This window comes from Streptomyces sp. NPDC047117, assembly GCF_040643545.1.
GTDB lineage: Bacteria > Actinomycetota > Actinomycetes > Streptomycetales > Streptomycetaceae > Streptomyces.
The window spans coordinates 298,593-325,470 of sequence record NZ_JBEYUN010000002.1 but is presented as its reverse complement, the minus strand read 5'-3'; the positions used below and the strand labels follow the sequence as shown (position 1 = coordinate 325,470).

General features: G+C 72.5%; 23 protein-coding genes and 1 pseudogene. 7 read left to right on the top strand and 17 right to left on the bottom strand.

Annotation, left to right across the window (positions count from 1 at the left end; translation table 11 throughout):
• Nucleotides 1–35: 35 nt before the first annotated feature.
• The 4 genes from ABZ840_RS04575 to ABZ840_RS04560 all read right to left on the bottom strand — a co-directional run bounded on the left by ABZ840_RS04575 (nt 36) and on the right by ABZ840_RS04560 (nt 4,358).
• Nucleotides 36–494, bottom strand: a complete 459-nt coding sequence (locus tag ABZ840_RS04575; protein ID WP_361553183.1) for a hypothetical protein — start codon at nt 492–494, stop codon at nt 36–38.
• 12 nt (nt 495–506) lie between these two features.
• A complete protein-coding gene (locus tag ABZ840_RS04570; RefSeq protein ID WP_361553180.1) occupies nt 507–1,466 on the bottom strand; it encodes a MerR family transcriptional regulator in 960 nt (319 codons plus the stop codon).
• A 211-nt stretch (nt 1,467–1,677) separates the two neighbouring features.
• Nucleotides 1,678–3,477, bottom strand: coding sequence for an SDR family oxidoreductase (locus ABZ840_RS04565; protein WP_361553177.1), 1,800 nt, complete (start codon nt 3,475–3,477; stop codon nt 1,678–1,680).
• Nucleotides 3,474–4,358: a M24 family metallopeptidase gene (locus ABZ840_RS04560; RefSeq protein WP_361553175.1), complete on the bottom strand. Its 885-nt coding sequence runs from the start codon at nt 4,356–4,358 to the stop codon at nt 3,474–3,476. Before ABZ840_RS04560 ends, ABZ840_RS04565 begins: the two co-directional genes overlap by 4 nt.
• 258 nt (nt 4,359–4,616) lie before the next feature.
• Between ABZ840_RS04560 and ABZ840_RS04555 the strand changes: the two genes are divergently transcribed.
• Genes ABZ840_RS04555 through ABZ840_RS04540 form a run of 4 tightly spaced genes read left to right on the top strand, consistent with a single transcriptional unit; the run spans nt 4,617 to nt 8,236 of the window.
• Nucleotides 4,617–5,648 (top strand): ABC transporter ATP-binding protein, encoded by a 1,032-nt coding sequence (locus tag ABZ840_RS04555; protein ID WP_361553172.1) that lies wholly within the window; start codon nt 4,617–4,619, stop codon nt 5,646–5,648.
• Nucleotides 5,641–6,552, top strand: coding sequence for an ABC transporter permease subunit (locus ABZ840_RS04550; protein ID WP_361553169.1), 912 nt, complete (start codon nt 5,641–5,643; stop codon nt 6,550–6,552). Before ABZ840_RS04555 ends, ABZ840_RS04550 begins: the two co-directional genes overlap by 8 nt.
• Entirely contained in the window at nt 6,549–7,460 is a 912-nt protein-coding gene (locus ABZ840_RS04545; protein ID WP_361553166.1) for an ABC transporter ATP-binding protein, read from the top strand. Before ABZ840_RS04550 ends, ABZ840_RS04545 begins: the two co-directional genes overlap by 4 nt.
• 47 nt (nt 7,461–7,507) lie before the next feature.
• Complete coding sequence (locus ABZ840_RS04540) at nt 7,508–8,236, top strand: ABC transporter permease subunit (protein WP_361553163.1); 729 nt, start codon at nt 7,508–7,510, stop codon at nt 8,234–8,236.
• Nucleotides 8,237–8,265: 29 nt separating this feature from the next.
• Here ABZ840_RS04540 and mltG read toward each other — a convergent pair whose 3' ends face one another.
• Entirely contained in the window at nt 8,266–9,135 is an 870-nt protein-coding gene (gene mltG / locus ABZ840_RS04535; RefSeq protein WP_361553161.1) for an endolytic transglycosylase MltG, read from the bottom strand.
• 46 nt (nt 9,136–9,181) lie between these two features.
• Here mltG and ABZ840_RS04530 point away from each other — a divergent pair.
• Nucleotides 9,182–9,820: pseudogene (locus ABZ840_RS04530) on the top strand (adenosylcobinamide amidohydrolase); the annotation flags it as partial.
• A gap of 68 nt (nt 9,821–9,888) precedes the next feature.
• On the opposite strand, the gene ABZ840_RS04525 reads toward ABZ840_RS04530, so the two are convergent.
• The 11 genes from ABZ840_RS04525 to ABZ840_RS04475 form a co-directional block, all read right to left on the bottom strand.
• On the bottom strand, nt 9,889–11,199 hold the full coding sequence (locus ABZ840_RS04525) for an MFS transporter (protein ID WP_361553159.1): 1,311 nt from the start codon (nt 11,197–11,199) through the stop codon (nt 9,889–9,891).
• 150 nt (nt 11,200–11,349) lie between these two features.
• A complete protein-coding gene (locus ABZ840_RS04520; protein WP_361553156.1) occupies nt 11,350–12,060 on the bottom strand; it encodes a FadR/GntR family transcriptional regulator in 711 nt (236 codons plus the stop codon).
• A 152-nt stretch (nt 12,061–12,212) separates the two neighbouring features.
• A complete protein-coding gene (locus ABZ840_RS04515) occupies nt 12,213–13,034 on the bottom strand; it encodes an HAD family hydrolase (RefSeq protein WP_361553153.1) in 822 nt (273 codons plus the stop codon).
• A complete protein-coding gene (serS, locus tag ABZ840_RS04510) occupies nt 13,031–14,308 on the bottom strand; it encodes a serine--tRNA ligase (protein WP_361553150.1) in 1,278 nt (425 codons plus the stop codon). The genes ABZ840_RS04515 and serS overlap by 4 nt, the downstream gene beginning before the upstream one ends.
• A gap of 633 nt (nt 14,309–14,941) precedes the next feature.
• Nucleotides 14,942–15,868: a prephenate dehydratase gene (gene pheA, locus ABZ840_RS04505; RefSeq protein ID WP_361553147.1), complete on the bottom strand. Its 927-nt coding sequence runs from the start codon at nt 15,866–15,868 to the stop codon at nt 14,942–14,944.
• Nucleotides 15,869–16,017: 149 nt separating this feature from the next.
• The gene (efeB, locus tag ABZ840_RS04500) at nt 16,018–17,316 is read right to left on the bottom strand and encodes an iron uptake transporter deferrochelatase/peroxidase subunit (RefSeq protein ID WP_361553144.1); all 1,299 of its coding nucleotides are present in this window, start codon (nt 17,314–17,316) and stop codon (nt 16,018–16,020) included.
• Nucleotides 17,316–19,403: a copper resistance protein CopC gene (locus ABZ840_RS04495; RefSeq protein ID WP_361553141.1), complete on the bottom strand. Its 2,088-nt coding sequence runs from the start codon at nt 19,401–19,403 to the stop codon at nt 17,316–17,318. The genes efeB and ABZ840_RS04495 overlap by 1 nt, the downstream gene beginning before the upstream one ends.
• A 13-nt stretch (nt 19,404–19,416) precedes the next feature.
• Nucleotides 19,417–19,875 (bottom strand): copper chaperone PCu(A)C, encoded by a 459-nt coding sequence (locus tag ABZ840_RS04490; protein ID WP_361553138.1) that lies wholly within the window; start codon nt 19,873–19,875, stop codon nt 19,417–19,419.
• Nucleotides 19,872–20,531, bottom strand: a complete 660-nt coding sequence (locus tag ABZ840_RS04485) for an SCO family protein (RefSeq protein ID WP_361553135.1) — start codon at nt 20,529–20,531, stop codon at nt 19,872–19,874. Before ABZ840_RS04485 ends, ABZ840_RS04490 begins: the two co-directional genes overlap by 4 nt.
• Before the next feature lie 130 nt (nt 20,532–20,661).
• Entirely contained in the window at nt 20,662–21,453 is a 792-nt protein-coding gene (locus ABZ840_RS04480) for a YcnI family protein (RefSeq protein WP_361553132.1), read from the bottom strand.
• Between the two features lie 125 nt (nt 21,454–21,578).
• Nucleotides 21,579–22,502: a hypothetical protein gene (locus ABZ840_RS04475; protein WP_361553129.1), complete on the bottom strand. Its 924-nt coding sequence runs from the start codon at nt 22,500–22,502 to the stop codon at nt 21,579–21,581.
• A 664-nt stretch (nt 22,503–23,166) separates the two neighbouring features.
• Here ABZ840_RS04475 and ABZ840_RS04470 point away from each other — a divergent pair.
• Nucleotides 23,167–23,652 carry an ATP-binding protein gene (locus tag ABZ840_RS04470; protein ID WP_361553126.1) on the top strand — a complete coding sequence of 162 codons (486 nt, stop codon included), beginning with the start codon at nt 23,167–23,169 and terminating at the stop codon, nt 23,650–23,652.
• An 805-nt stretch (nt 23,653–24,457) separates the two neighbouring features.
• Entirely contained in the window at nt 24,458–25,129 is a 672-nt protein-coding gene (locus ABZ840_RS04465) for a TetR/AcrR family transcriptional regulator (protein ID WP_361553123.1), read from the top strand.
• Between the two features lie 193 nt (nt 25,130–25,322).
• On the opposite strand, the gene ABZ840_RS04460 is transcribed toward ABZ840_RS04465, so the two are convergent.
• Nucleotides 25,323–26,807: an aminopeptidase P family protein gene (locus ABZ840_RS04460; protein WP_361553120.1), complete on the bottom strand. Its 1,485-nt coding sequence runs from the start codon at nt 26,805–26,807 to the stop codon at nt 25,323–25,325.
• Nucleotides 26,808–26,878: the final 71 nt, after the last annotated feature.

The following is a 26,878-nucleotide window of genomic DNA, read 5'->3' as shown; positions in this document are numbered from 1 at the left end:
ATCTGTCGTGCCTGTCGATCAAGAGCCGTTCGACGTCATGACCGCACGCGGGAGCTGAGCCAGGGCGTCAGATCGACCCCGGTGATCAGCTCCTTGTACGTCTCGTCACCGGGGAGCGGCACCACCAGCCACCAGCCGGGCGGGAAGAAACGGCCCTTGACGTGGGCGAGATCGCCCAGCACCGCGTGCAGAAAGGCCGGGACGGAGTCGCGGGGCAGGTCCTGGAAGGGGATGCCCTCGACGGTGACGGTGGCGTCGTCCTCGGAGAAGACCTCGATCGTGATGCGCGGTCGGCCATCGGTCAGTTCGACGTACGCCTCGTGCGGCAGCGAGCCGTCCGGGTCGGCGACGGCGAACGCACCGGCGGAGAGCCGGCGGCCGGAGCGGTCGGCCCCGATGTCGTGGGTCACCTCGATGTCGCGGCCGTACGCACGGGCGGCTTCACGAACGGCGTCGACGACGGCTTCGGTGCTGGGCAGATGCGGACGGTCCATGGGGTGATGTTCTCACCGGGCGGGCCCCGTGCCGCGGTCCTTGTCGACATCGGGCGCAGCGGGGGCGGCGTCCGCGACCAGCGCGTCCATCCGGCGGGCGCTCACCTCGCGCTCGGTGGCCGCGGCGACGAACGCCGCGACACCCGCCGGACCGACCAGGTCACGGACGGACTGCACGGTGGCGGCCGGCAGCGGGACGTGCTCGGCCGATGTCCGCTCGGGAGGCTCGCTGTGCAGGTGGTGACGGAGGTAGCGGCTCGCCAACGACCGCATGGCGCGGGCCAGTTCGGCGTCCACCGTCTGCTGGGCCAGCGGCCGCAGCCGGCGGACGAGACCCGCCGCCTCCTCCGCCTCGGCGTCGCTCGGCGGATGGTCGAAGTACTGCTGGAAGACATGCTCGGTGGTGAAGTCCAGGAAGCGGGAAGCTATGTGCTCCACCTGTACCCGCAGCTCCCGCAGGTGCCCCGAGATGGCGGGCAGCGGCACCCCCGCGGAGTGCAGTTCGGCCGCGACCGCGAGCTCCTGCGGGCTGGGCACCAGGAACTCCTCCGCACTGCCCGGCACCGGTTCCAGGACCCCCAGCTCCACCGCGTCCGCCACCGCCGCCTCGTCCGGGGTGCCGCCGAAGGTCGCGTCCAGCTCCTGGCGGGTGATCCGGCCGGTCTCCTCGTCCGTCCAGGGCCCGTCGATCTCGGCGACCAGCCCCAGCACCCCGCTCAGCCCGCGCCCCGAGTCCCAGGCCTCCAGCAGGTCCTTGATGCTGGCCAGGGTGTACCCGCGGTCCAGCAGGTCCGAGATCTGCCGCAGCCGGGCGAGGTGCGCGTCACCGTAGACGTTGGCCCGGCCCCGCCGCTCCGGCTTGGGCAGCAGCCCACGGTCCTGGTACGCGCGGATCGTACGGACCGTGGCGCCGCTCCGGTGCGCCAGCTCCTCGATGCGGTACTCGGCCGCGGGGCGGTGCTGCTCGGTCACTGCGGTGCTCCTCACGAGATGGCCCGCGCCGCCCGGCCCGTTCCCCCGGCGGCCCGGGCGGCGCGGGGGAGCGGGCGAGGTACAGGGCCGTCCTGCGCGGAGCCCGTTCCTGCGAGGGATGGTACGGCCGCCCACGCCGGCGCGACCAACGCCCGGCACCAGTCGCACCACCCCGCGGCTCACGCCCCGCACGGACCGCCCCGCCCGCTCCCTACAGCGGCTCGATCCTGGCCAGCGCGCGCAGGGCACGCGGCGCGAAGCGGGAGAGGGCGCGCGACCCACGGGCCTCCGGGGTGACGGGCACGACCGCCTGATTGCGCACCACCGCACGCAGGATGGCGTCCGCGACCTTCTCGGGCGGGTAGTTGCGTATGCCGTACAGCCGGGCGGCCTTGGACTGGCGGCGCTTCTCCTCCTCGGGCGAGACCCCGGCGACGTGCGAGGTCGAGGTGATGCTGGTGTTGACCAGGCCGGGGCAGATGGCGCTGACCCCGATGCCCCGGCCGGCCAGCTCCGCGCGCAGGCACTCGCTGAGCATCAGCACCGCCGCCTTGGAGGTGCTGTACGCCGGCAGGGTCTTGGAGGGCTGATAGGCGGCGGCCGAGGCGGTGTTGACGATGTGGCCGCCCTGGCCGCGCTCGGCCATCTGCCGGCCGAAGATCCGGCAGCCGTGGATGACGCCCCAGAGGTTCACGTCCAGGACCTTCTTCCAGTCCTCGGAGGTGGTCTCCAGGAAGGAGCCGGACAGGCCGATGCCCGCGTTGTTCACCAGGACGTCGACGATGCCGTACTCGGCGGCGACCTTCTCGGCGAGCTTCTCCATCGCGGCCTCGTCGCCGACGTCCACCACCTCCGCCCAGGCGGCGCCGGCCCCGATCAGCCGGGCCATGTCGGCCGTACGGGCCGCGCCCTCGGCGTCCCGGTCCACCGCGACCACCCGCGCGCCGGCCTCGGCGAACGCGAACGCCGTCGCCCGCCCGATGCCGCTCGCCGCGCCCGTCACCAGCACCAGCCGGCCGCCGAACCGGTCCGCGTACCGTCCGCGCGCGGCGACCTCCTTGGCCGGATCGCCCTCCTCCTTGGCCGTGACGAACTCCTCGATCCAGGCGGCCAGCTGGTCCGGGCGGGTGCGCGGCACCCAGTGCTTGGCGGGCAGCGTGCGGCGGGTCAGCTGCGGCACCCACTGCTCCAGCTCGTCGTAGAGCCGCTCCGAGAGGAAGGCGTCACCGGTCGGGGTGATCAGCTGGACCGGGCAGTGCGCGTACGCGTCCGCCCGCGGGCGGCGCAGGCGGGCCCGGACGTTGTCCCGGTACAGCCAGGCGCCGTGCGCCGCGTCGGTGGGCAGCGAGGCGGTGGGGTAGTCCCCGGCCGGGACCTTCTCCACGCGCTCCAGGATCTTCGGCCAGCGCTTCCCCAGCGGTCCCTTCCACGCCAGCTCGGGCAGCGCGGGGGTGTGCAGCATGTAGACGTACCAGGACTTGGCGCCCTGGTTGAGCAGCTGGGCCGCGCGGCGCGGGGTGGGCCGGGCCATCCGCTTCTTGATCCAGTGCCCGAAGTGGTCCAGGGACGGGCCGGACATCGAGGTGAAGGAGGCGATCCGCCCCTGGGTGCGCCGGACCGTCACGAACTCCCAGGACTGCACCGAGCCCCAGTCGTGCCCCACCAAGTGGACGGGCCGGTCCGGACTGACGGCGTCGGCCACCGCCAGGAAGTCGTCGGTCAGCTTCTCCAGGGTGTACCCGCCGCGCAGCGGCTGCGGCGCCGTGGACCGCCCGCAGCCGCGGACGTCGTACAGCACCACATGGAAGCGCTCCGCCAGCAGCGGCGCGACCCGCGACCAGACCTCCTTGCTGTCCGGATAGCCGTGCACCAGCATCACCGTGGGCCGGGCCGGATCGCCCAGCTCCGCGACGCACAGCTCCACGCCGCCCGTCGCGATCCGACGCTCCCGCGCGCCTTCCAGTGCCGTGCTCACGCTTGCCTCCCCGCTCTCGCCGACTGCCTTGCTCACGCCGCCTTCTCCTCCTGCCAGCGCCGCACGTGCGGCAGATCGTCGTCCAGCCAGAAGGCGCTCTCCTCGGGGTCCCGGGAGTCGGTGACGACCAGGATCTCCTCGAACTTCGCGCCCACGCCCCGGAATCCGAGGTGCGGTTCGACCGCCCACAGACCGGGCTGCGGCGGGTGGTCGGAGAAGCGGTACGGGCTCCACAGCGGGGACCAGCCCTCGCGGTGGCCGTGCAGCGCGTCGGACGCGAGCCCCTTGAGCGACTGGGTACCGAACCCGAACAGCGTGGGTGACCAGCGGCGTTGACGCACCCGGTCGACCTTGTGCGCGATCACGCCGAAGGGATAGGCGCGGTGCCGGTTGGCGTATCCCTGGCGGACCATGAGCCGTTCGACGTCCTCGTAGATCTCGCGCAGCGAACGGCGCTCGCGCACCTCGCGCAGCAGCAGCTCGCGGTGCGCCTCCAGGTCGGCCAGCAGCCGGTCGTGCAGCGGGCTGAGGCCGAGGCAGCCGGAGTATCCGATGTCGGCGGTGTAGCCCCGGTACACCGGGGCCATGTCGAGGATGAAGGGCATTCCCGGCTCCAGCACCCGGTCGGTGGGGAAGAACTGCAGCGGGATGCGGAAGTTCGCGAAGGCCGTACGGTCGCCGAACCAGGCGAAGGGCAGGTGGAACCAGTCGGTCACGCCCCGCTCGCGCAGCCAGCGGCGCTGCATGCGGGCCGCCTCCCGCTCGGTCACTCCCGGCTTCAGCTGGGCGGCGACCGCCTCGGCGCAGGCGTACGCCAGCCGCTGGACCTCCCTGAACCCCCGGAGGTCCGCGCTCGTCGCCGAGGCTCCGGGCCTGCTCCTGGTCGCTGCTGTGCTCGCGGTCGCTGCTGTGGTCATCGCCAACCGTTCCGTCGCGGTACGTGCGCGTAACTTGACACTGATGAATGTGACAATGGTCGGCGGCTGCGTCAAGGGTCCGTCACCGGCCTGTGGAAAGCTTCCCCGCCGACCACGGACGACCACCACGGCCCGCTGCCGGCCGAGCGCGCCTCGGCTCCCCGCACGACCCCTTACGGGGAGCTACGCCTGGAGTCGGAGAAACATCCAGCCGTCTGGGGTGACGCCCGGTGTGGCGGGCGACACTACCGTCGACGTGTGACTGTGATCGCGACCGAAAGCCTCAGCAAGCGGTACCCGCGGGTGACCGCCCTGGACCGGCTCTCCGTTGACATCGCCCCCGGCGTGACCGGCCTGGTGGGTGCCAACGGCGCCGGAAAGTCCACCCTGATCAAGATCCTGCTGGGCCTGTCGCCCGCCAGCGAAGGCACCGCCGCGGTCCTCGGCCTGGATGTGGCCACCGAGGGCGGCGCCATCCGCGAGCGGGTCGGCTACATGCCCGAGCACGACTGCCTGCCGCCGGACGTCTCGGCGACCGAGTTCGTCGTCCACATGGCGCGGATGTCCGGGCTGCCGCCGACCGCCGCCCGGGAACGCACCGCCGACACCCTGCGCCACGTCGGCCTCTACGAAGAGCGCTACCGCCCCATCGGCGGCTACTCCACCGGCATGAAGCAGCGGGTGAAGCTCGCCCAGGCGCTCGTCCACGACCCCCAGCTGGTCTTCCTGGACGAGCCCACCAACGGCCTGGACCCGGCGGGCCGCGACGAAATGCTCGGCCTGATCCGCCGCGTCCACCGCGACTTCGGCATCTCCGTGCTCGTCACCTCGCACCTCCTCGGGGAACTGGAGCGCACCTGCGACCACGTCGTCGTCATCGACGGCGGCAAGCTGCTGCGCTCCTCGGCCACGGACGAGTTCACCCAGGCCACCACCTCGCTCGCCATCGAGGTCACCGACTCCGACGCGCACCCGGACGGGCTGCGCGCGCTGCGCGAGGCGCTGACCGCCGCGGGCGCGGCGACCGGCCCGGCGCCCGGCCCCGGCGACGGGCACCCGGCCGCCACGGGCCGCCTGCTGTACGTCGAGGCCACCGGCGAGGAGACGTACGACCTGGTCCGGGACACGGTCGCCGAACTGGGCCTCGGCCTGGTCCGTATGGAACAGCGCCGGCACCGCATCGCGGAGGTCTTCCGTGACCGCGCCGACGACCGCGACACCGCCCCGGCCCCCAGGGACACGCGCCCCGCAGCCCACGAAGCAGCCCCCGCAGGAGCCCCCGATGCCTGAGTCCACCACCGCCCCCGTGGGCGGCCCGGGCCCCGCCGCCTCGATCCACGACATCGGCTACCGCCACTACGACGGCGCCCGGCTGGGCCGTGCGTACGCCCGCCGCTCGCTCTTCGTGCAGAGCCTGCGCGGCGCCTACGGGCTGGGCCGGTCGGCGCGCACGAAGGTGCTGCCGATGATCCTGCTGGCCGTGATGTGCGTACCGGCCGCGATCCTCGTGGCGGTCACCGTCTTCACCAAGGCGCACGATCTCCCGCTGGAGCCCACCCGGTACGCGATCTACCTGCAGGCCGTCATCGGCCTCTTCCTGGCCTCGCAGGCGCCCCAGTCCGTCTCCCGCGACCTGCGCTTCAAGACCGTGCCGCTGTACTTCTCACGGCCGATCGAACGGGCCGACTACGTGGCGGCCAAGTACGCGGCGATGAGCTGCGCGCTGTTCCTCCTCACGGCCCTGCCGCTGCTGATCCTGTACGTCGGCGCGCTGCTGGCGAAGCTCGACTTCGCCGACCAGACCGAGCACTTCGGGCAGGCACTGGTGTCGGTGGCGCTGCTCTCGCTGCTGTACGCCGCGATCGGCCTGGTCATCGCCGCGCTGACGCCGCGCCGCGGCTTCGGCGTCGCCGCCGTCATCGCCGTCCTGACCATCCCGTACGCCGCGGTCACCGCCGTCCGGGGCGTCGCCATCGTCCAGGGCAACACCGACATCGTCGGCTGGCTGGGGTTGTTCTCCCCGATCACGCTGATCGACGGCGTGCAGAGCACCTTCCTCGGCGCGTCCAGCGCGGCACCCGAAGGGATCGGCCTGTCCACCGCCGCCGGTTCCGTCCACCTCCTCGTCGTGCTGGGCCTCATCGCCGGCTCGCTCGCCCTCCTGATGCGCCGCTACCGGAAGGCCGGACTGTGACCACGATCGACATGCGCAACGTCTCCCGCTGGTTCGGGAACGTGGTGGCCGTGAACGACATCACGATGACCATCGGCCCCGGAGTGACCGGACTGCTCGGCCCGAACGGCGCCGGCAAGTCCACCCTCCTCAACATGATGGGCGGCTTCCTGGCGCCCTCCGGCGGCAGCGTCACCCTCGACGGCCGCCCTACCTGGCGGAACGAGGCCATCTACCGCGACATCGGCATCGTGCCGGAGCGCGAGGCGATGTACGACTTCCTCACCGGGCGCGAGTTCGTGCTCGCCAACGCCGAACTGCACGGCCTGGGCCGCAAGGAGGCGGCCCGCGCGCTGGCCACCGTCGACATGGAGCACGCCCAGGACCGGCGCGTCTCCACGTACAGCAAGGGCATGCGGCAGCGCGTGAAGATGGCGTCCGCGCTCGTGCACGACCCGTCGGTGCTGCTGCTCGACGAGCCGTTCAACGGCATGGACCCGCGCCAGCGGATGCAGCTCATGGAACTGCTGCGGCAGATGGGCGAGGAGGGCCGCACCGTGCTGTTCTCCTCGCACATCCTCGAAGAGGTCGAGCAGCTCGCGTCCCACATCGAGGTCATCGTGGCCGGACGGCACGCCGCCTCCGGCGACTTCCGCCGCATCCGGCGCCTGATGACGGACCGGCCGCACCGCTACCTCGTACGGTCCGACGACGACCGGGCGCTGGCCGCCGCGCTGATCGCCGACCCCTCCACGTCCGGCATCGAGGTCGACCTCGAGGAGGGCGCGCTGCGCATCCAGGCCGTCGACTTCGGCCGCTTCACCACCCTGCTGCCGCGCGTCGCCCGCGATCACGGCATCCGGCTCCTCGCCGTCTCACCGTCGGACGAGTCGCTGGAATCGGTCTTCTCCTATCTCGTAGCGGCCTGAAGCCGTACCGAAGCGGTCGCATACGACCTGAAAGGAGCCCTGACGCGATGTCATCGCTCTTCCACCCCACTGTCGCCCGGCTGACCTACCGGGCGCTGCTCGGCCGCCGGCGCGCCGCCATCCTCATCGCGCTGCCCGTCATGCTGCTCGTCATCGCCATCGCGGTACGGACTCTGACCGGCGCCGACGACGCCACCGCCAACACCCTCCTGAGCGGCTTCGCGCTGGCCACGATGGTGCCGCTGGTCGGCGTGATCGCCGGCACCGGCGCGATCGGCCCGGAGATCGACGACGGCTCGGTGGTGTACCTGCTGGCCAAGCCCGTACGGCGGTCGACGGTCATCGTCACCAAGCTGCTCGTCGCGATCGGCGTGACGGTCGCCTTCTCCGCCGTCCCCGTACTGATCGCCGGCTTCGTGCTGAACGGCAACAGCCAGCAGATCGCGGTCGCCTACGCGCTCGCCGCCGCGGTCGCCTCCGTCGCCTACAGTGCCCTCTTCCTGTTCCTCGGCACGGTCTCCCGGCACGCCGTCGTCATCGGCCTGGTCTACGCGCTGGTCTGGGAAGCGGTCTTCGGCAACCTCGTCCCCGGGGCACGCACCCTGAGCGTTCAGCAGTGGGCACTCGCGCTGGCCCAGAAGGTGGGCGCCGACGGCGCGATCACCTCGGACGTGGGCCTCGTGCCCGCCGTCGTGCTGCTCATCGTGGTCACCGCCGCGGCGACCTGGTACGCGGCCCGCCGCCTCAAGTCGCTGACGCTGGCGGGCGAGGAGTAGCACCCGCTGCCCCTCAGGGGCAGCACCGCCTATCCGCTGCTCTTCTGGGCCTCGTTGAACTCCCGTACGTTCTTGCGGTGTTCCTCGTAGTCGGCGGTGAAGCGGGTGTCTCCGGGGCGGACGGTGACGAAGTACAGCCAGTCGCCCTTCGGGGGCGAGATCGCGGCCCGCGTCGCGTCCTGCCCCGGATTGCCGATCGGCGTCGGCGGCAGCCCCTTGTGCCGGTAGGTGTTGTACGGGCTGTTCGTACGGGTGTCCGCGTGGCTGGTGTTGAGGGTGGAGCGGCCCAGGCCGTAGTTCAGGGTGGAGTCCATCTGGAGCGGCATCCCCTGGTCGAGCCGGTTGCGGATGACCCGTGCGACCTTGCCCATGTCGTGCGGGGTGTCCGCCTCGGCCTGCACGACGGAGGCCGCCACGACCGTCTCGTACGCGCTCAGGCCGCCGGGGCGGGCCGTCGGGGGCAGGCCGTCCGCCGCGTACTTCTGGCGCGCGGTGTTCACCATGAAGGACAGCAGGCTCTTCGGGGTGGTGTCCTCGTCGACCGGATACGTGGCCGGGTAGAGATACCCCTCGGGGTTGCCCTTCGCCTCGGACGGCAGCCGCAGCCGTTTGGCCGGATTCCGGGCCTCGGCGGCCCTCTTGGCCGCCTTCCGGGTGGTCCCCGGGGCGACACGGAGCGCCTTGTCGATGGCGGCGTACGCCTGGGAGGCCCGCCGGCCCTCGGGGAGGGTCAGCTTCTCGGCCCGTGCGCCCTGCTCGTCGCCCGGCAGGAGGACCAGCAGGAGCACGACGCCGACGACGAGGACGGCGGCGCCCGCGGTCAGGAGGAGCCGTCCCCGCCGGGTGATGCGTGCGCGGCGCCGGCCACCGGAGTGCTGCGTATCGTGCACATCGCTCATGAGGGCAAGGTAGGGCAGACCATAGGGTGCGTGAGTGACCACGCACATACCGCCGCTCCCGGTGCGCACCTTTCGGCACCGCGACACCACCGACGGCCAGGACCTGCCCGCGCTCCTGTGGCGGCCGGGCCCGGGGCACCGGATGATCTCCAGTGCGGTGCTCGGCGGCGGCATCGGCGAGCGTTCCTGGGTGCTCAACGCGCAGGTCGCGCACGGTTATACGCGCCGTGACCCGCAGGCGCACCTCGCGGAGATCGCCGCGGCGGCCGGGGCGACAGGGCCTGGCGTCGGCATGATGACGGCCGCGGACATCCTGTCCACCCGCGCGTCGGCGTACGACGGGGGCGCACAGGCGCTTGTCACGGCGGGCACCGGCGTGCGCGGGTGGGCCGCGACGGAGGACCCGGTGCGGGGCGCGCCGGGCTCCCCGTACCGCCCCGGCACGATCAACATCCTCGTGGCGCTGCCCGTGGCCTTGGGGGACGCCGCTCTGGTCAACTCCGTGATGACGGCTACGGAGGCGAAGGTGCAGGCGCTGCTCGACCACGGGACGGACGCCTCGGGCACGCCTACGGACGCGGTGTGCGTCGCCGCACGGGTACCGCGGCCGGGCGAGCCCCTGGAGGAGTTCGCCGGGCCGCGCTCCCTCTGGGGCGCGCGGCTGGCACGCGCCGTCCACGAAGCGACGCTGCGCGCGCTCCAACAGGAACGCGGCGGCCCCCGGAAGGAGACCGCCGCGCTGCCCCAGGAAGGTCAGGCGCCGATCCGGCGGTCCCGGCCGGCCCCCAGCCCCAGCAGCACCAGCCCGGCGCAGACCACGAGCAGCAGCACGATGGGCAGCGTCCAGCCGTCCGTCACCTGGTGCACCGCGCCCAGCGCCAACGGGCCGACGGCGGCCAGCAGATAGCCCCAGGTCTGGGCCATGCCCGACAGCCGCGCGGCGGTGTGCGGGTCGCCGGCCCGCAGCACCATCATGGTCAGCGCGAGGCCCAGTGCACCGCCCTGACCGACCCCGAGGAGCGCGGCCCACACCCACGCCCCGGCCACCGGGGCGACGAGCAGGCCGCCGCAGGCGAGCGCCATCAGCAGGGCGACACAGGCCGCAAGGAGCCGCTGCCGCCGCATCCGGCCGGCCAGTACGGGCACCACGAAGGAGCCGGCCATCTGCACCAGCGTGCTGAACGCGAAGACCAGCCCGGCCTGTGCCTTGTCCATCCCGTGGTCGGTGAAGACCGTCGGCAGCCAGGCGATGGCCACGTAGGCGATCAGCGACTGCGACCCCATGAAGAGCGTGACCTGCCAGGCCAGCGGCGAACGGCCGAGCTTCGGGCCGGTCTCGACGGTGTGCTTCGGGGTGGCAGCGGCCACCCCGTGCCGCGCGCCGCGCCGGGCGATGACCACCTGGGGGAGCCAGACGCAGGCGGCGATCGCGGCCAGCAGCCCCCACGCGACCAGCGAGCCCTGCCAGCCGCCGAGCGCGTTCTCCAGCGGCACGGAGGTGGCGGCGGAGACGGTCGCGCCGAGGATCATCGCCGTCGAGTACAGCGCGGTCATGGGCGCGGCCCGGTCGGGGAAGTCGCGCTTGATCAGCCCGGGCATCAGGACGTTGAGCAGGGCTATGGACCCGCCGACCAGCGCGCAGCCCACGAAGAGCGCCACCAGCGGCGGCGCGACGCGGACGACGATGCCGGCGCACAGCAGGAGCAGCGCGCCGAACAGCACGGTCTCGGTGCCCCAGCGCCCGGCCAGCTTCGGCGCCACGTAGGAGCCGAGGCCCATGAAGACCAGCGGGATCACGGTGACCAGGCTGCTGGCGGTGGCGTTCAGCCCGAAGTGGTCGCCGATCTCGCCGAGCAGCGGCGACACCCCGGCGAGCGCGGCCCGCATGTTGAGGGACGCGAGGATGATCCCGAGGAGCAGCAGGGCGGGGTGCGTCCGCAGCCGGCGGCGGGCCGTGGCGAGCGGCGGCGCCGGCGTCAGGTCCTCCTCGGCGTCGATCAGCGGCGTGCCGTCGTGCGACGGCGTACCGGCGGTCGGCGGGGCATCGTGTCGGGTCCCGGGCATGGTCGGGTGACTCTCCTGTCGTGGGGATGGGTCCGGTGCTCGGCGCGGCCGGAAGGACGGCGGCCGTCGGGGCTCCTACGGCCGCAGGGACGCCGTACGGGCCTGTACGGGCCTACGGGCCGCCGGCTGCCGGTACGGCCGCGGCGTGGCTCACCGTTCGGCGAGCAGCGCCTCCACCGCGCGTTTCGGCCGGTCCAGCAGCGTGCGGGCGGCCGCCTCGGCGGCGTCCGGGTCGCCCGAGGCGATCGCCTCCAGGACGGCGTGGTGGTCGCCGTGCAGCAGCTGGGGCATCTCCCGGTCGCCGAGCCCCGAGACCAGCGCCTCGCGCACAGAGCTGCTGAACCACTCGTACGTGGCGCTCAGTGCCGCGTTGTGCGCGGCGCCCACGACGGCCTGGTGGAACGCGATGTCGTGGTCCGCGTAGCGCTCCAGGCTGCCGGCCGCGAGGCGGCCCCCGGCGTCCTCCAGGGCGCGCTGTGCGTCCAGCGCGGCCCGCATCCGCTCCAGGTCAGCCGGCTCGTGCCGCAGGGCCGCCAGCCGGGCGGCCTCCGTCTCCAGCGCGATGCGCACTTCGAGGACGTCACGCACGCCCGACCTCTGTACGCCGCGCATGATCGCGGCGGGATCGGCGGCGGAGACCACGAACGTGCCCTCGCCCTGGCGGGAGCGGAGCATCCCGGCGTGCACCAGCACCCGTACGGCCTCGCGGACGGTGTTCCGGCCCACCTGGAGCTGCTCGGCGAGCGCGTGCTCGGTGGGGATCCGGTCGCCGATCCGCCACTCGCCGGCGCTCAGCTGCGCCCGTAGCGCGTCGACGACGGTGTCCACCAGCGACTGCCGCCCGGCGGCCTGCAACGTCATGCCCGCTCCTCGCCCTCTCGCACGTATTCACCCGGTTGCCCAGTCATCCTACAACTGACCTCGCGCGGCAGTTATCCACAGGGGGTGTGGAAAACTGCGGGCTCGGCCGCCCTTCGGTCAGACTGTGAGCGTCGAACGGTGAGGGCGAACGGTCAGACGGTGAGGAAGCGCTCCAGCACCGCCGCGATGCCGTCGTCCGCGTTCGAGGTGGTGATCTCGTCGGCGACGGCCTTCAGTTCGTCGTGCGCGTTGGCCATGGCCACACCGTGCGCGGCCCAGCCGAACATCGGGATGTCGTTCGGCATGTCACCGAAGGCGATGGTGCCGGCGGCCTTGACGCCCAGCCTGCGGGCCGCGAGCGAGAGGCCGGTGGCCTTGCTCAGCCCGAGGGGCAGCAGCTCGACGATGCCGGGCCCGGCCATGGTGACGCCGACCAGGTCGCCGGCCACCTCCCGGGCGGCCGCGGCCAGCGCGTCGTCCGAGAGCTCCGGGTGCTGGATGTAGACCTTGTTGATCGGGTCGGTCCACAGGTCGGCGGCGTCGTCGACCAGGACGTTCGCCAGCGGGCCCTCCTGGACGCGGTAGCCCGGGCCGACCACGACGGAGCCGTCCAGGCCGTCCTGGCTCGCCGCCAGGTACAGCGGGCCCACCTCGGCCTCGACCTTGGCGATCGCCAGGCCGGCCAGCTGCCGGTCCAGCGTCACCGACGTCAGCAGCCGGTGCTCGCCCGCGTGGTAGACCTGCGCGCCCTGCCCGCAGACCGCGAGGCCGTTGTAGCCCAGGTCATCGAGTATGTGCCGGGTCCAGGGCACCGCGCGGCCGGTGACGACGATGTGCGCGGCACCCGCCGCGGTGACCGCGGCGAGTGCCTCACGGGTGCGCTCCGAGACGGTGTCGTCGGGACGCAGCAGCGTGCCGTCGAGATCCGTCGCGACGAGCGTGTACGGGAAGGCGGAGGCGGCGGGCGAGGTCACTTGGCGACGGGCTCCAGGACTTCCCGGCCGCCCAGGTACGGACGCAGCATCTCGGGGACGCGCACGGAGCCGTCCGCCAGCTGGTGGTTCTCGAAGAGCGCCACGATGGTGCGCGGCACGGCGCACAGGGTGCCGTTCAGCGTCGCCAGCGGCTGCACCTTCTTGCCGTCGCGCATCCGGACAGAGAGCCGGCGCGCCTGGAACTCGTCGCAGTTCGACGCGGAGGTCAGCTCGCGGTACTTGCCCTGGGTCGGGATCCAGGCCTCGCAGTCGAACTTGCGCGAGGCGGAGGCGCCCAGGTCACCCGTGGCGACGTCGATCACCTGGAAGGGCAGCTCCAGGCCGTTCAGCCACTGCTTCTCCCACTCCAGGAGGCGCTTGTGCTCGTTCTCCGCGTCCTCGGGCGCGACGTACGAGAACATCTCGACCTTGTCGAACTGGTGCACGCGGAAGATGCCGCGGGTGTCCTTGCCGTACGTACCGGCCTCGCGGCGGAAGCACGGCGAGAAGCCGGCGTAGCGCAGCGGCAGCTTGTCCGCGTCGACGATCTCGTCCATGTGGTACGCGGCGAGCGGGACCTCGGAGGTGCCGACGAGGTAGTAGTCGTCCTTCTCCAGGTGGTACACGTTCTCCGCGGCCTGGCCGAGGAAGCCCGTGCCCTCCATGGCGTGCGGACGTACCAGGGCCGGGGTCAGCATCGGCGTGAAGCCGGCCTCGGTGGCCTGCGCGATCGCGGCGTTGACCAGCGCGAGCTCCAGGAGCGCGCCGATGCCGGTCAGGTAGTAGAAGCGCGAGCCGGAGACCTTGGCGCCGCGCTCGACGTCGATCGCGGCCAGCGCCTGGCCGATCTCCAGGTGGTCCTTGGGTTCGAAGCCCTCGGCACCGAAGTCGCGGATCGTGCCGTGCGTCTCCAGGACCGTGAAGTCCTCCTCGCCGCCGACGGGCACGTCGGGGTGGACGAGGTTGCCCAGCTTCAGCAGGAGGGACTGGGTCTCCTCCTTGGCCTGGTCCTGCTCGGCGTCGGCGGCCTTGACGGCGGCGGACAACTCGCCGGCCTTCTTCAGCAGCTCGGCCTTCTCGTCGCCGGAGGCCTTGGGGATGAGCTTGCCGAGCGACTTCTGCTCGGCACGCAGCTCGTCGAAGCGGACGCTGGAGGTCCTGCGCCGCTCGTCGGCGGAGAGCAGCGCGTCGACGAGCGCGACGTCCTCTCCACGGGCGCGCTGGGACGCGCGCACACGGTCGGGGTCCTCACGGAGCAGGCGAAGGTCAATCACCCCACCAGGCTACCGGGGCCCGGGCGGGGCGCTCGACGCGATATTCGCCGTCGAGGCAATTTGTCCGGTTTGGAGTTGTTTTTGTGGTGTTCTGAGAAGGCGGGGAATTGCGGGAAGGAATTCCCCGCCGGAGTCGTCCGTGCGCCTCCGGGGCGGTTGTCGGAAGAGTGGCGCCGGAGTGGTCCGGAGGTTGCCGCGACGCTTCGGCCAGGCATTCCGCCGGGGCGTCCGGGCCTGCGTGAGCGGGGAGTTGGCGGGCTGTGCACAGCCACTTGTCCACAGCTTCGGGGTACTCCGGAAAAGTTATCCACAGGCTGTGTGTGGTTGCTGTGGAAGTCAGAAAGGGGGAGTCGGTTTCCTGAATCCCGGGCGAAGAAATCCTTGCCGAAACCCACTTCCGGTACTCTTTCGTGTGGGATTTGCTCGCTCTAAAGGATTGTTCCTGGGAATTATGCTGACGAGCCCCCCCGCTGGGCGGCTGTGACCGCCTGTGGACGGGTGTGGGGTCGGTAGGGCGATTTGTCGACTGTGCGACGCGCGGGAATCGACTTGTCCCCAGGTCGAGAACGGGCCCTGTGGATAACTCTGTGGACAGTCCTGTGGGCAACCTGGGGACAACTGAGAGGGGCCCGGTCAGGCCCGCCCGTCCAGGCAGCGGGTCAGCCAGTCCGACGCCTCCATGAAGGCGTCGTCGGTGGTCTCGGCACGGACCTCGGCCACGACCTCGTCCGCACGCGGGTAGGAGCCGAGGAACCGCACGTCCCGGCAGATCCGCTTCAGTCCCATCAGCACCTCGCCCACCCGCCGGTCGGTGAGGTGCCCCTCGCAGTCCACGGAGAAGCAGTACTGGCCGATGCCGTCACCGGTCGGCCGGGACTCGATGCGCATCATGCTGACCCCGCGGCCGGCGAACTCCTGCAGCAGCTCCAGCAGCGCACCGGGGTGGTTCTCGCGCAGCCACAGCACCACGGAGGTCTTGTCGGCGCCCGTACGGGCAGCGGGCCGCGCGGGCCGGCCGACCAGGACGAACCGGGTCGCCGCGTTCTGCGCGTCGTGAATGTCGGTGACCAGCGGCGTCAGCCCGTACGTGGCGGCCGCGAACTCGCCCGCGAACGCCGCGTCGTACCGGCCCTCCTGTACCAGCCGCGCGCCGTCCGCATTGGACGCCGCCGACTCCCACACCGACTCCGGCAGGTGCTCGCCGAGCCACTTGCGCACCTGCGCCTGGGCCGCGGGGTGCCCGGTCACGGTCTTCACGCCGGACAGCTCGGTACCGGGGCGGGCCAGCAGCGCGAAGGCGATCGGCAGCAGCACCTCGCGGTAGATCATCAGGTGCCCGCCGGCGGCCAGTTCGTCGAGGGTGGTGGTGATGCCGCCCTCCACGGAGTTCTCGATCGGCACCAGCGCGCCGGCCGCCTCGCCCGCGCGGACCGCGTCCAGCGCGGCGGGCACGGACACCATCGGCACCAGCTCGCGCGTCGCCGCCTCGGGCAGGGTGCGCAGGGCTGCCTCGGTGAAGGTGCCCGCGGGCCCGAGATACGTGTAGCGGCTGGCCGACATCCGTTCACTCCTTCTCCGGGGCTCGCTTCTGTCCCGGGTCCCTTACCGTACTCGCCCGCCGGAGGCCGTCAGGCGCCGCCGACACCCGCCCGCCGTCGCCGGCCGCCCCGCACCGCCCGGAGCGGCACCGCGGCCCGGCAGGCGGCCGCTCAGCCCTCCAGCAGCGGCTGGCCGACGTACCCCGACGGCTCGACCGCCGGGACCGCGTACAGCCCGCTCGCCTCGTGCCGGAGGAACGGCGAGAGCGCGTCCCCGCGGTCCAGCTTCCGCTGGATCTGGGTGAAGGCCCGGAGCGGGTCGGCCTGCCAGGCCATGAAGAGCAGCCCGGCGTCCGGGGCGCCGTCGTCGCGGAAGCCGTCGTGGTACGAGAACGGGCGGCGCAGCATCGCTGCGCCCTGGTTGGACTCGGGCGCCGCGATACGGGCGTGCGCGTCCGCCGGGATCACCGGGGAGCCGTCCCGGCCGGTCTTGTTCAGGTCCATCGGGGTGTGCTCGTCGCCGCCGGACAGCGGGGCGCCGTCGGCCTTGCGGCGGCCGATCACCCGCTCCTGCTCGGACCGCGACTTCTTCTCCCACGAGTCCAGCAGCATCCGGATGCGGCGCAGCACCACGTACGAGCCGCCGCGCATCCACTGCTGGTCCGCGTCGCGCCCCACGAAGACGCGCTCCTCGAAGTCCTCGTCGGACTGCTTGGGGTTGTTCGTGCCGTCGACCTGGCCCATCAGGTTGCGGGTGGTCATCGGCTGCGCGGTGGCCCCGGGGCTGCGGTTGAAGCCGTTCATCTGCCAGCGCAGCCGCGCGGTGTCCCCGGCCTCCTTCTGCAGCGCGCGCAGCGCATGGAAGGCGACCAGCGCGTCGTCGGCGCCGATCTGGATCCACAGGTCGCCGTTGCTGCGCTTCGGGTCCAGCGCGTCGGCCGAGAACGGGGGCAGCGGTTCGAGCTGCATCGGGCGCCGCGCGGTCAGCGCCGTACGGCCGAAGAAACTGTGGCCGAAACCGAAGGTGACGGTGAGGGAGGCCGGTCCCGCGTCCAGCGCCACGCCGCTGTCGTCGTCGGGCACCTCGCCGGCCATCAACTTCTCGGCCAGCGCGGACCAGCGGCGCATCAGGCCGGCGGCCGCCTTGCGCCCCGCACTCGGGGCCAGGTCGAACGCGACCAGATGGCAGCGGGCCTGCATCGGGGTGGTGATGCCCGCCTGCGGCGTACGGCGGTCGGCGCGGAACGCGACCTCGGACGCGCCCAGCGTGCTGAGCTTCGGCGCGTCGTCCTGGGCCGCCAGGGTGCCGAACGCGCCGCCCGCGCCGCCGACGACGAGCCCGGCGGCCCCGGCGGCGCCGACCGTGCCGAGGAGGCGGCGGCGGGAGAGCGCGCCGGCGTCCGCGCCGGACGCGGCGGAATCACCGGCGGCCTCGGCCGCCCCGGCCGTCTTGGTGGAGTTCTCGGTCATCAGTTGATCTTCACGTTCCTGGTCTCGGTCACCTGATCGATGTCGGAGGTGCGGACTACAAGGGAGAGCTGCCAGGTGCCGGTCGCCGGCAGCTGCACGCCCCGCGCCGTCCAGTGTCCGGTACCGGTGTGTTCGAGCGTGGCCGGGAGCGGTCCGAGGTTCTTGGCCTTCGAGGTGAAGGAGACGCGCACTTCGGGGACGTCGCGCGCGGCACCGTCGGGGCCGGAGATCCGCAGGTGCAGGACGTTGGCCTGGCCGGTGCGCGCCGGGTCCAGGTCGAGCCGCGCGGTGCCCTTGCCCTTGGGGCCCAGCGTGTCGAAGGGCACGTTCACGGAGACCGGCCGGGCGGCCTCGGCGAACTGGCCCGAGTCCCGTACGGCCTGCTCCGTGCGGGCCGGCTCGGTGGAGGTGAGGACGGTGGTCACGGCCAGCAGCACGACGGCGATACCGGCCTCGGTGAGCACGGAGCGGCGCAGCCCGTACCGCACGGGGTCGGCGTCCCGGACGCGCTTGCGCCGGGCGTCGGCGACGGCGGCCCGCTGCCGGGCGAGCTGCGCGGCGCGCTCGGGGGAGGGATCGGCGTCCTCGGCGGTGGCCTTCCCGGCGGCGGTCGCTTCCGCGGTCGCCTCCGCCCCGGCCTGCTCCGCCCCGGCTTCCTCCGTGACGGCCTCCGCCGCCGTGGCCTGCTCCGTGGCCGCCGACGCCACCGCTACGGGCTCGGGAGAGCCGCCCTGGGCCGGGACGGCACCGGTGCCGCCCTCGTCGCCCGGTACGGCGGCCGCGGCCGGCTCGGCGAGCCGCCCCGTCCACCGCCGGGACACCCACGCGACCCCGACGAGCACCACGACCAGGCCGACCTTGATCAGCAGCAGCTGCCCGTACGAGGTGTCCGTGAGCGCCCGCCACGTGCCGACCTGCCGCCAGGACTGGTAGACGCCGGTGACGACGAGGGTCAGTACGGCGGCAAAGGCGAGACGGGAGAAGCGGCGCACGGCCGTGCCCTCGATGGCCGGACCCCGGTACAGGGAGACCAGCAGGGCGGTCAGCCCGCCGAGCCACACGGCCACGGCCAGCAGATGCACCACGTCCACCGGCATCGCGACCGCGGTCTGCAGGCCGGTCGAGGCGTGCTCGGCCATCGCCCAGGTCGCGGCGAGCCCCGCCGCCACGACCGTGCCGCCGACCCCCAGCCCGAAGGCGAGGTCCTTGCGGCGCTTCGTGTCGCCCTCCTCGTCGGCACGTGCGTACGCGCCGAAGAGCACCGCCATGAAGAGCGCGGCCGCGGCGAGCAGCAGCACCCTGGAGACCAGCGCGCCGCCGGGCTTCGTGGTCAGCACCTCCTTGAGCCCGCCGAGATCGAGGACATCGGCGAGATCGCCGGACCCGGTGTACGGAGCGCGCAGCAGGAGCAGCACGATGGTGGCCACGGTGAGCGTCGCCCAGCTCCACACCACCAGCCGCTGGACGGGTCGGTGGCGCGCCCCCGAGGGCCGGCAGGCCAGCACGAAGCACGCGCCGCCCACGAGGAGCGCGAACGCCGCATACGTCACGTACCGCGCGATGCCGTACAGCGCGCCGACCAGGCCGCCGCCGGCCTCCTTCTGGGGCACCACGGCGGCGGACTTCGAGGGGGCGCCCACGGAGAACGTGAAGGCGCCGGAGACCGGGTGGCTGTCGGCCGACACGGCCTGCCAGGCCACCGTGTACGTGCCGTCGGGGAGGCCGGGCGGCAGCCCCGTGCCGTACTTGACGGTGTTGCCGCTGCACAGATCGAGGAGCTTGCCGCGATCGACGCGCTTGCCCTTGGGGTCCAGCACCCGGATGGAGTCGTCGCCCATCGAGACGCCTTCGGAGAAGGACAGCGTGACCTGCGGGGGCGCCTTCTGCAGCACCGCTCCCTGCGCCGGCGAGCTGTCCGTCAGCGCGGCGTGCGCGGACGCCGGCGCGGCGCCGCCCAGCAGCACGCCGAGCAGCGCGGCGGCGAGGACCAGCAGGCGCAGCGCCGCGGCGGTCCGGCCGCGGCGCGGTACGGCACTCGGGCCGGGCCGGCGGGCCCCGGCCGCGGCGCGGGGAACGGTGAGCGTCATGGCGTAACTCCCCCTACTGGTGCCCGGCGTGCTGCGGGTTGTAGTTGGTGGCCTTGACCGGCATCTCGGCCTCGATGGGCTTCGCCTTGTCGAAGTGCAGCTCGACGGAGACCTTGTCGCCGTTCTCGGGCTTCTTCTTCAGCGCCATGAACATCAGGTGGTTGCCGCCGCGGGAGAGCTTCAGCTCGCCGTGCGCGGGGATGTCCAGGGACTTGACCTCCTCCATCTTGGCGCCGACGGTCCGGTGGATCGTCACGTCGTCGGAGAGGTCGCTGGTCACCGAGGTCAGCTTGTCGGCGGTGTCCCCGGTGTTCTTGACGACGAGGAAGCCGCCGGCCATGTCCTTCATGACGGGCTGCGGCATGTACGCGCCGGAGACCTTCAGTTCGGGGGCGCTGTCCCCGCCGCAGCCGGCGAGGGTGAAGGCGGCGGTGGCGGCGAGCGCGGCGGCGCATGCGATACGGCGGTTCACGGGTTCTGCCCCTTGATGATCTTGGGAAGGGCGTGGGCGTAGTCCTCGGCCCCCGCGTCCTTCATGCCGAGCCAGTGGATCCTGTCGTCCTTCGGGGAGGCCATCAGGACCTGCAGCCCGTGGTCGACGATGATGTCGCCGTTCTTCTTCTTGACCGGCTTGGAGACGCCGACGTTCACGGCCGAGGCGGCGCCCTGGATGGTGTCGAAGTCGCCGGTCAGGCCGACGATGTCGCCGCCGAAACCGTTCAGCCAGGACTTCAGCCGCTTCGGGGTGTCCCGGTCCGGGTCGGTCGTCACGAAGACGATCCGCAGCTTCTTCTGCTCAGCCTTCGGCAGCTGCTTGCGCGCCACGTCGATGTTGCCCATCACGGCCGGGCAGGCGTCGGGGCAGTGGGTGTAGCCGAAGTAGATCAGCGTCGGCCGCCCCTTGGTCTCCTCGATCAGGTCGTACTTCTTGCCGTCGCTGTCCTTGAGGACCAGGTCCGGCTTCTCCATCGGCTCGTCGAGCGTGACGACCGGCTTGGACTGGGTGCCGGAGACGCTGGCGGCGGGGCCGTTGGCGCCGTCGCTCCCGCTGTCGCCGCCGCAGGCCGTGAGGGTGAGTGCCGCGGCGGCCACGAGGGCGGCGGCCGCGAGCTTGGGTGTTCTGCGCATTACTGAGTGATATCCCGTATGTCTGTTGGTGGTGCCGACCGGGTGCGCCACCGGCCGGGAATGCCGGGCCGGTGGCGTACTGCGGCGGCCGGATCGCGGGCCGGCCGCCACAGGCCGTGCGGGGGCCGGTTCAGCCGGTGCGGCGGCGGCCGGCGAGGACGCCGAAGCCGACGCCGACGACGCCGACCACGATGCCGATCACGCCCAGCGCGCGGGCGGTGTTGTCGGTGCCGCCGTCGGCGGCCGCGGTGCTCTTGCCGGCGTCCGTGCCGCCCTTGTCGTCCTGGGCGCCCGCGGTGTCCGTACCGCCGCCCTGCTCCGCCTTCTCGGCGTCGACGAGCTTGAGGACCGGTGCGGGGTTCTCGGGCTCCGGCGCGCCCTCCTTGGCGGGCTCGATCCAGCGCACGACCTCCTTGTTGTCGTACGTCTGGAGCGCCTTGAAGACGAGCTGGTCGGTGTCCTCGGGGAGGGCGCCGAGCGAGACCGGGAACTGCTGGAACTGGCCGGGCTCGATCTTGCCGCCGGTCCAGGTGATCTTGGTGACCGCCTCGGTGAGCTTCTCGCCGTGCGCCTCGATCGGCTTGTCCAGCTTGGACTTGGTGACCTTCACGTCCCAGCCCGGCACCGGCTGCGGCATCGCGGACGCCAGCGGGTGGTCGGCGGGCAGGTCGACCTCCAGCTTCACGGTCGAGGCGTCGTCCCGCTCGTTGGGGACCTTGAAGTCGACGGTCGCGTAGTCGCCCTTGGCGGCCTGCCCCGGCTGCACGCTGACGTGCGCGAAGGCGGGGCCGGCGAGCAGCAGGACGACGCCCGCCGCGGCACCGCCGACGACGGGGAGCCGGCGCAGCGCCGTACGGCGGCGGGCGGGAGCGGGGGCCGGGGTGGCGGCCGGGGCAGTGCTCGACAGCGTGGTGTCCGACATGACGGAACACTCCTCAGACAGGAGAGAAGGAAGGCTGATGGTGGCGCGCGTGCGGCGACGGCACGTCAGCCCTCCGGACCGTGTCCGGGAACCCGTCCTGCGGGCGTGCGTGAGCTGCGTGTGCGTCAGGCCGCGAGGGCGAAGTGGGGCGGTCCCCGCCTGACCACACTGTGCTGCAGCGCGAGCTCTTCGGGCCCGGCTTTGTCATGCTCGTACGAAACGGGAGCGCGCGGAGTAGGGTCCGTGGCGCCCAGCAGTCCGGCGCACAAGGCGTGTACGAGGCGCAGCGCGGTCCGCAGCGCGCCCATCGACGCGGCGGCCGTGGCCTCCCGCGCGGCGGGCGCGGACAGCCGTACCAGCCGCCACAGCGCGGCCTCGCCGCGGCGCAGCAGCCAGCCCGCGGCCAGCGCCGCGAGCAGGTGCCCGAGCAGCATGGGCAGCGACGGCAGCAGCCCGGTCAGCGAGCCGAGACCGAGGTGCTGGGCGGCCGCCGACAGTCCGCCGCCCGTACCGGTCGCACCGTGCGCGGCCATGTCGTGTGCGGTCATGCTCTGCCCGGCGCTGCCGTGCGCCATGGCGGCGTGCGCCGTCGAGCCCTGTGCGGCGTGCGCACCGGCGGCTCCTCCCGCGGGGCCGATCCCGGCATCCGCGAGCATCTCCCTGGCCTGCGTACCCGTGAGGCGCGTCGAGCCGAACCCGCAGGTCATCTGGCGGGCGAGCCCGATCGCCGCACGGTCGCTCAGCCCGTTCACGCCGTCGGCCGGCAGCCCTACCGCAAGGCCGCGCTGGCCCAGCATGAAGAGGGCGTGCAGGACGAGCTGCCCGAAGGCGAGCGCCACGGCGATCCCCGGAAGCGAGCGTTCGCGGCCCGCAAGAGGTACGGCGACGGCCAGCACTCCGAGGCAGCCAGCGCCCAGCGTCCACAGAGGGACGGTGGCGCAGGAACCGACCATGTGCCCCGCGGCGGCCAGCGCGACGCAGGCCGCGGTGAACACCGCGGCCCTCAGCAACCGCAGATCGGCCGCGGCGCGCCCCTCGGGGGAAGTCATGACGGCCGCCATCATCCCACTGCACGTACCGGACGCATACGGCAGGGCGGACTGTCCCGGACAGGGGGAGGACGTGCGCGTGGCGGGGCGAGGACACCCTGCGGCGCGGGCGCCGCTCCGTGGTGCGGTGATGGTGCCGCTCCGTGGTGGCCGGCGCCGGGAGGCGGGTAGGGGGAAGGGGACGGCTGGGAGAGGCGGCGCCGGGCGCCGTCCAGAGGCCGTAGCCGATTCCGGACATTCCGGCGGCCCGCCCTGGGGCGTCCCGAGGGTGGCTACAGATATGCAGACGGCCGAGCCGCCGCGCTTCTCATCCGTACATGCGCAACCGTTCGCACTTCGACAATCAGTAGAAAGATGCAAACGGTCGTAGACGGACAGTAAGCGGTTTCAAATGGTCACTCGACCTGGGCTGCGACCAGGTCGTGACCAGGAACGTCCGCCCCGGACCACTCCGGAGCCCCCACAGATCCACGGAAGATCGGCCGGAGTACCGCTACCGCAATTGCAGGGGCGCACGAAGGGGCGCGCCCATGGGCCTTTTACACCGGTACGCTCAGTGGCCGCGTCCGCCGAATGGGCGGAGTCACGTCAAACCCACGCTTACCGACCATGGAGCGCGGCAATACGTATCGATATGTCGAGCCGCGGCCAGGAGGCTGGAGCGATGAGCATCTGGTGGTCCCTCCATCTTCGGCGGGAGGCAGCGAGCGTGCCGCTCGCGCGCCGTCTGCTGCTGGGGACGATGGAGACCGCGGGCGTCGACCCGGACGTCTGTTACGACCTCTCGCTCGCCCTCACCGAGGCCTGCGCGAACGCCGTCGAGCACGGCGACGGCACGGCCGAGGAGTACCGCGTCACCGCGTTCATCGACGGTGACACGTGCCGTATCGAGGTCACGGACTCCGGGCCGGGGTTCCACGACCGGGCCTCCGGACCCGGATCCCCTGAACGTTCCCCTCGGACGGAACCCGCACCGCCCCGCCGACACGCCCCCGCCCCCGCTCAGGCCGAGCACGGACGGGGGCTCTTCTTGATCGAGGCCCTCACCGACCAGGTCCGCTACCGCAACCGCACGGGGCGCCGGGGCGCGGTGGTCAGCTTCGACAAGGTCCTCAAATGGCGCGAGGGCGCGCTGCTCCAAATGCCGTGACGTTTCTCCAGAGGTTGGTCCGTGGGTGGCGGGGGCGCCGGCCCGCCCTGCAGGGCGGGCTTCCTCAATGCCCCGACCAGTATCAGTCCCGTGATCTACGCTGAACTCCCGTGCGGTACACGGCGGGAGGGGGAACGGTGTGAACGGCGGCGATCCCGGTACGGGCGGTGGTCCCGGCACGGGGAGCGGTACCGGTGCGGGCGGTGGCCCCGGTGCGGGCAGAGCCCCCGGCACCGGCGGCGGCAATGACGCCCGGGCCCTCGGCCACGGCCGGGTCTACCAGGCGTCCGGCGACCAGCACATCATCGAGCACCATCACCACGGCCCCGAGGGAGGGCCGGGCAGCGGTGGCGGTGCAGGTGGTCGTGCCGTCGACGGGGCGTGGTCCGGTCTGGACTCCGTCCGCTGGCCCTCAGTGGGCCGCGCCCCCGCCGTACTCCGAGACCGCACCGACCTGATGGACCGCCTCCGCACCGGCGTCGCGCCGGGCGCCGGCGGCCAGGTGCGGTTCGGCGCATCCCTGGACCCTGCATGCCGAGGAGTTGCTCGCCGAGTTCCGAGCCGAGGCGTGACGAAAGAACAAACGCGCCCCGGGCGCACCCCCATGCCGAGTCCCCCGTGCTCGGCGTCCCCCGGTGGGTGCGCCTCAGGGCGCAGGCGCTAACGCGAAGTGACTCGCGTTAGCGATCTGGACAATACTTCGTGTGATCGATCGCTGGCAATCCGGAGTGCCTTCATGAGCACCACGCAGCACCCCCCGGGCAGAACCCGCCCCGGGGGCCGTACCGCGCGTACACGGGAAGCCGTGTTCGCCGCTGTCTTCGACGAACTCGGTGAGGTGGGGTTCGCGGGACTGTCCATGGAGCGGGTCGCTCAGCGGTCGGGCGTGCACCAGGCGACGATCTACCGCCGCTGGCGCTCCGTGGAGGGCCTGGTCTGCGGGCTGCTGACCCAGCGCAGCGCCGACGTCATCCCCATCCCCGACTCCGGCTCGCTCTGCGGCGATCTGCGCGCGCTGGCCCGCGCCATCGGCGCGTTCTACGAGGACAGGCGCAATCGCGCGATGATAGAAGCCGTCGTGTCGGCGGCCGCCCGCGATCCGCGCGCGGAAGAGGTACTGCGCGACTTCTTCGAAGACCGGCTGGGCGTGGCAGGCGCACTGGTACGACACGCGATCGAGCGCGGCGAGCTGCCCCCGGGCACGGACGCCCCGGCGGTGGTCGGCGCCCTGGGTGCCCCGTTCTACTACCGGATGCTGGTGGTGCGTCGCCCGGTGGACCTGGAGCTCGTGGAGTCCGCCACGTTCGCCACGTACGCCGCGGCGAAGGCGGGCGCGTACGTCCGTACGGAGAGCCTCCGCGACGTACCGGTGGCGCGGGAGCGGGCGGCGGGGGCGGGAGACGTGCCACGGCCGCGCACAGGGGAGGCCGGGGTGGCAGGAGACTCAGAGGCCCCAGGGAGCTCAGGGGACTGGTGACCGGCCCGTACCCCGCTTCTGAGCGGGTCGTACCCCGCGTCGTGACCCCACTTCGTAACCCCACTTCGTAACCCCACCTCGTGACCCCGCACCGACCCGAGTCGTGAAGAACGCCGGACGGCCGGCGCCCCGCCGAGAACGCGGAGCGCCGGCCGTCACCGGGTGGGTGGGCGTCCGGGAACGCCGGGGGAGGTCAGCCCTTCAGGGCGGCCATCCACTCCTCGACCTCGTCGGAGCGGCGCGGGAGCGCCGACGAAAGGTTTCGGTTGCCGTCGGCCGTGACGAGGATGTCGTCCTCGATGCGGACGCCGATGCCCCGGTACTCCTCCGGCACCGTCAGGTCGTCGGCCTGGAAGTACAGGCCGGGCTCGACGGTCAGGACCATGCCCGGCTCCAGCGTGCCGTTCACGTACGACTCGGTGCGGGCGGCCGCGCAGTCGTGGACGTCCAGGCCGAGCATGTGACCCGTGCCGTGCAGGGTCCAGCGGCGCTGGAGCCCCAGCTCCAGTACGCGCTCGACCGGCCCCTCGACCAGGCCCCACTCCACCAGGTGCTCGGTGAGCACGCGCTGTGCCGCGTCGTGGAAGTCGCGGAAGCCGGCGCCCGGCTTCACCGCCGCGATGCCCGCCTCCTGCGCCGCGTACACGGCGTCGTAGATCTTGCGCTGCACCTCGGAGTACCGGCCGTTGATCGGCAGCGTGCGGGTGACGTCCGCCGTGTACAGCGAGTTCGTCTCCACGCCCGCGTCGAGCAGGAGCAGGTCGCCGGAGCGGACCGCGCCGTTGTTGCGGACCCAGTGCAGCGTGCAGGCGTGCGGCCCGGCGGCGCAGATCGAGCCGTAGCCGACGTCGTTGCCCTCGACGCGGGCCCGGAGGAAGAACGTTCCCTCGATGTAGCGCTCGGACGTCGCCTCGGCCTTGTCCAGGACCTTCACGACGTCCTCGAAGCCGCGCACCGTCGAGTCGACGGCCTTCTGCAGCTCGCCGACCTCGAAGTCGTCCTTCACCAGGCGCGCCTCGGAGAGGTAGACGCGCAGCTCTTCGTCGCGCTCGGCGGTGACCTTGTCGGTCAGCGCCGCCTCGATGCCGGCGTCGTGGCCGCGTACGACACGGACCGGCCCGGTGGCCTCCGTCAGCGCGGCGGTCAGCTCGCGCACGTCCTTGCAGGGCATGCCGTACAGCACCTCGGCCTCGGTGAGGCTGTGCCGGCGGCCGACCCACAGCTCGCCCATGCCGTTCAGCCAGAACTCGCCGTTCTCGCGGTTGGAGCGGGGCAGGCGGTACAGCGTCGCGTCGTGGCCCTCGGTGCTCCCGGCGCCCTCGGCGCCGCCGTCGCGCGGCTCCAGGACCAGGACGCTGTCGTCGGTCTGGTCGCCGGTGAGGTAGACGTACTCGGTCGCGGCGCGGAAGGAGTACTCGGTGTCGTTGGAGCGGGTCTTGAGGTTGCCCGCGGGAATCACCAGGCGCTCGCCGGGGAACCGGCGGGAGAGCGCGGCGCGCCGTTCGGCAGCGTGGGGAGCCTGCTCGACGGGCTGGAGGTCGCGCAGTTCCGTGTCGGCCCAGCCGGACGTCATGTTGTCGGCGAGCTCGTCGGATACGCCCGGGTAAAGGCCGTTCTTGCGCTGCTTGATCGGCTGCTCGTCCTCGTCCGGGGTCTCCGGAGTGAGCTCGTCGGCCACGGTGCCTCCTCGTCGTTATTGGACGCTTTCCATCGTATGTGCGGAGGGAAAGCGGTCCAGGGGGAGGAAGC

Coding starts and splice junctions, on each gene's coding strand:
- ABZ840_RS04540 (WP_361553163.1), top strand. CDS start 7,508: ATGTCATCGCTCTTCCACCCCACTGTCGCCCGGCTGACCTACCGGGCG.
- ABZ840_RS04470 (WP_361553126.1), top strand. CDS start 23,167: ATGAGCATCTGGTGGTCCCTCCATCTTCGGCGGGAGGCAGCGAGCGTG.
- ABZ840_RS04560 (WP_361553175.1), bottom strand. CDS start 4,358: ATGACCACAGCAGCGACCGCGAGCACAGCAGCGACCAGGAGCAGGCCC.
- efeB (WP_361553144.1), bottom strand. CDS start 17,316: ATGACCGAGAACTCCACCAAGACGGCCGGGGCGGCCGAGGCCGCCGGT.
- ABZ840_RS04575 (WP_361553183.1), bottom strand. CDS start 494: ATGGACCGTCCGCATCTGCCCAGCACCGAAGCCGTCGTCGACGCCGTT.
- ABZ840_RS04480 (WP_361553132.1), bottom strand. CDS start 21,453: ATGTCGGACACCACGCTGTCGAGCACTGCCCCGGCCGCCACCCCGGCC.
- ABZ840_RS04520 (WP_361553156.1), bottom strand. CDS start 12,060: ATGACGTTGCAGGCCGCCGGGCGGCAGTCGCTGGTGGACACCGTCGTC.
- ABZ840_RS04475 (WP_361553129.1), bottom strand. CDS start 22,502: ATGACTTCCCCCGAGGGGCGCGCCGCGGCCGATCTGCGGTTGCTGAGG.
- pheA (WP_361553147.1), bottom strand. CDS start 15,868: ATGTCGGCCAGCCGCTACACGTATCTCGGGCCCGCGGGCACCTTCACC.
- ABZ840_RS04525 (WP_361553159.1), bottom strand. CDS start 11,199: ATGCCCGGGACCCGACACGATGCCCCGCCGACCGCCGGTACGCCGTCG.
- ABZ840_RS04550 (WP_361553169.1), top strand. CDS start 5,641: ATGCCTGAGTCCACCACCGCCCCCGTGGGCGGCCCGGGCCCCGCCGCC.
- ABZ840_RS04495 (WP_361553141.1), bottom strand. CDS start 19,403: ATGACGCTCACCGTTCCCCGCGCCGCGGCCGGGGCCCGCCGGCCCGGC.
- mltG (WP_361553161.1), bottom strand. CDS start 9,135: ATGAGCGATGTGCACGATACGCAGCACTCCGGTGGCCGGCGCCGCGCA.
- ABZ840_RS04485 (WP_361553135.1), bottom strand. CDS start 20,531: ATGCGCAGAACACCCAAGCTCGCGGCCGCCGCCCTCGTGGCCGCCGCG.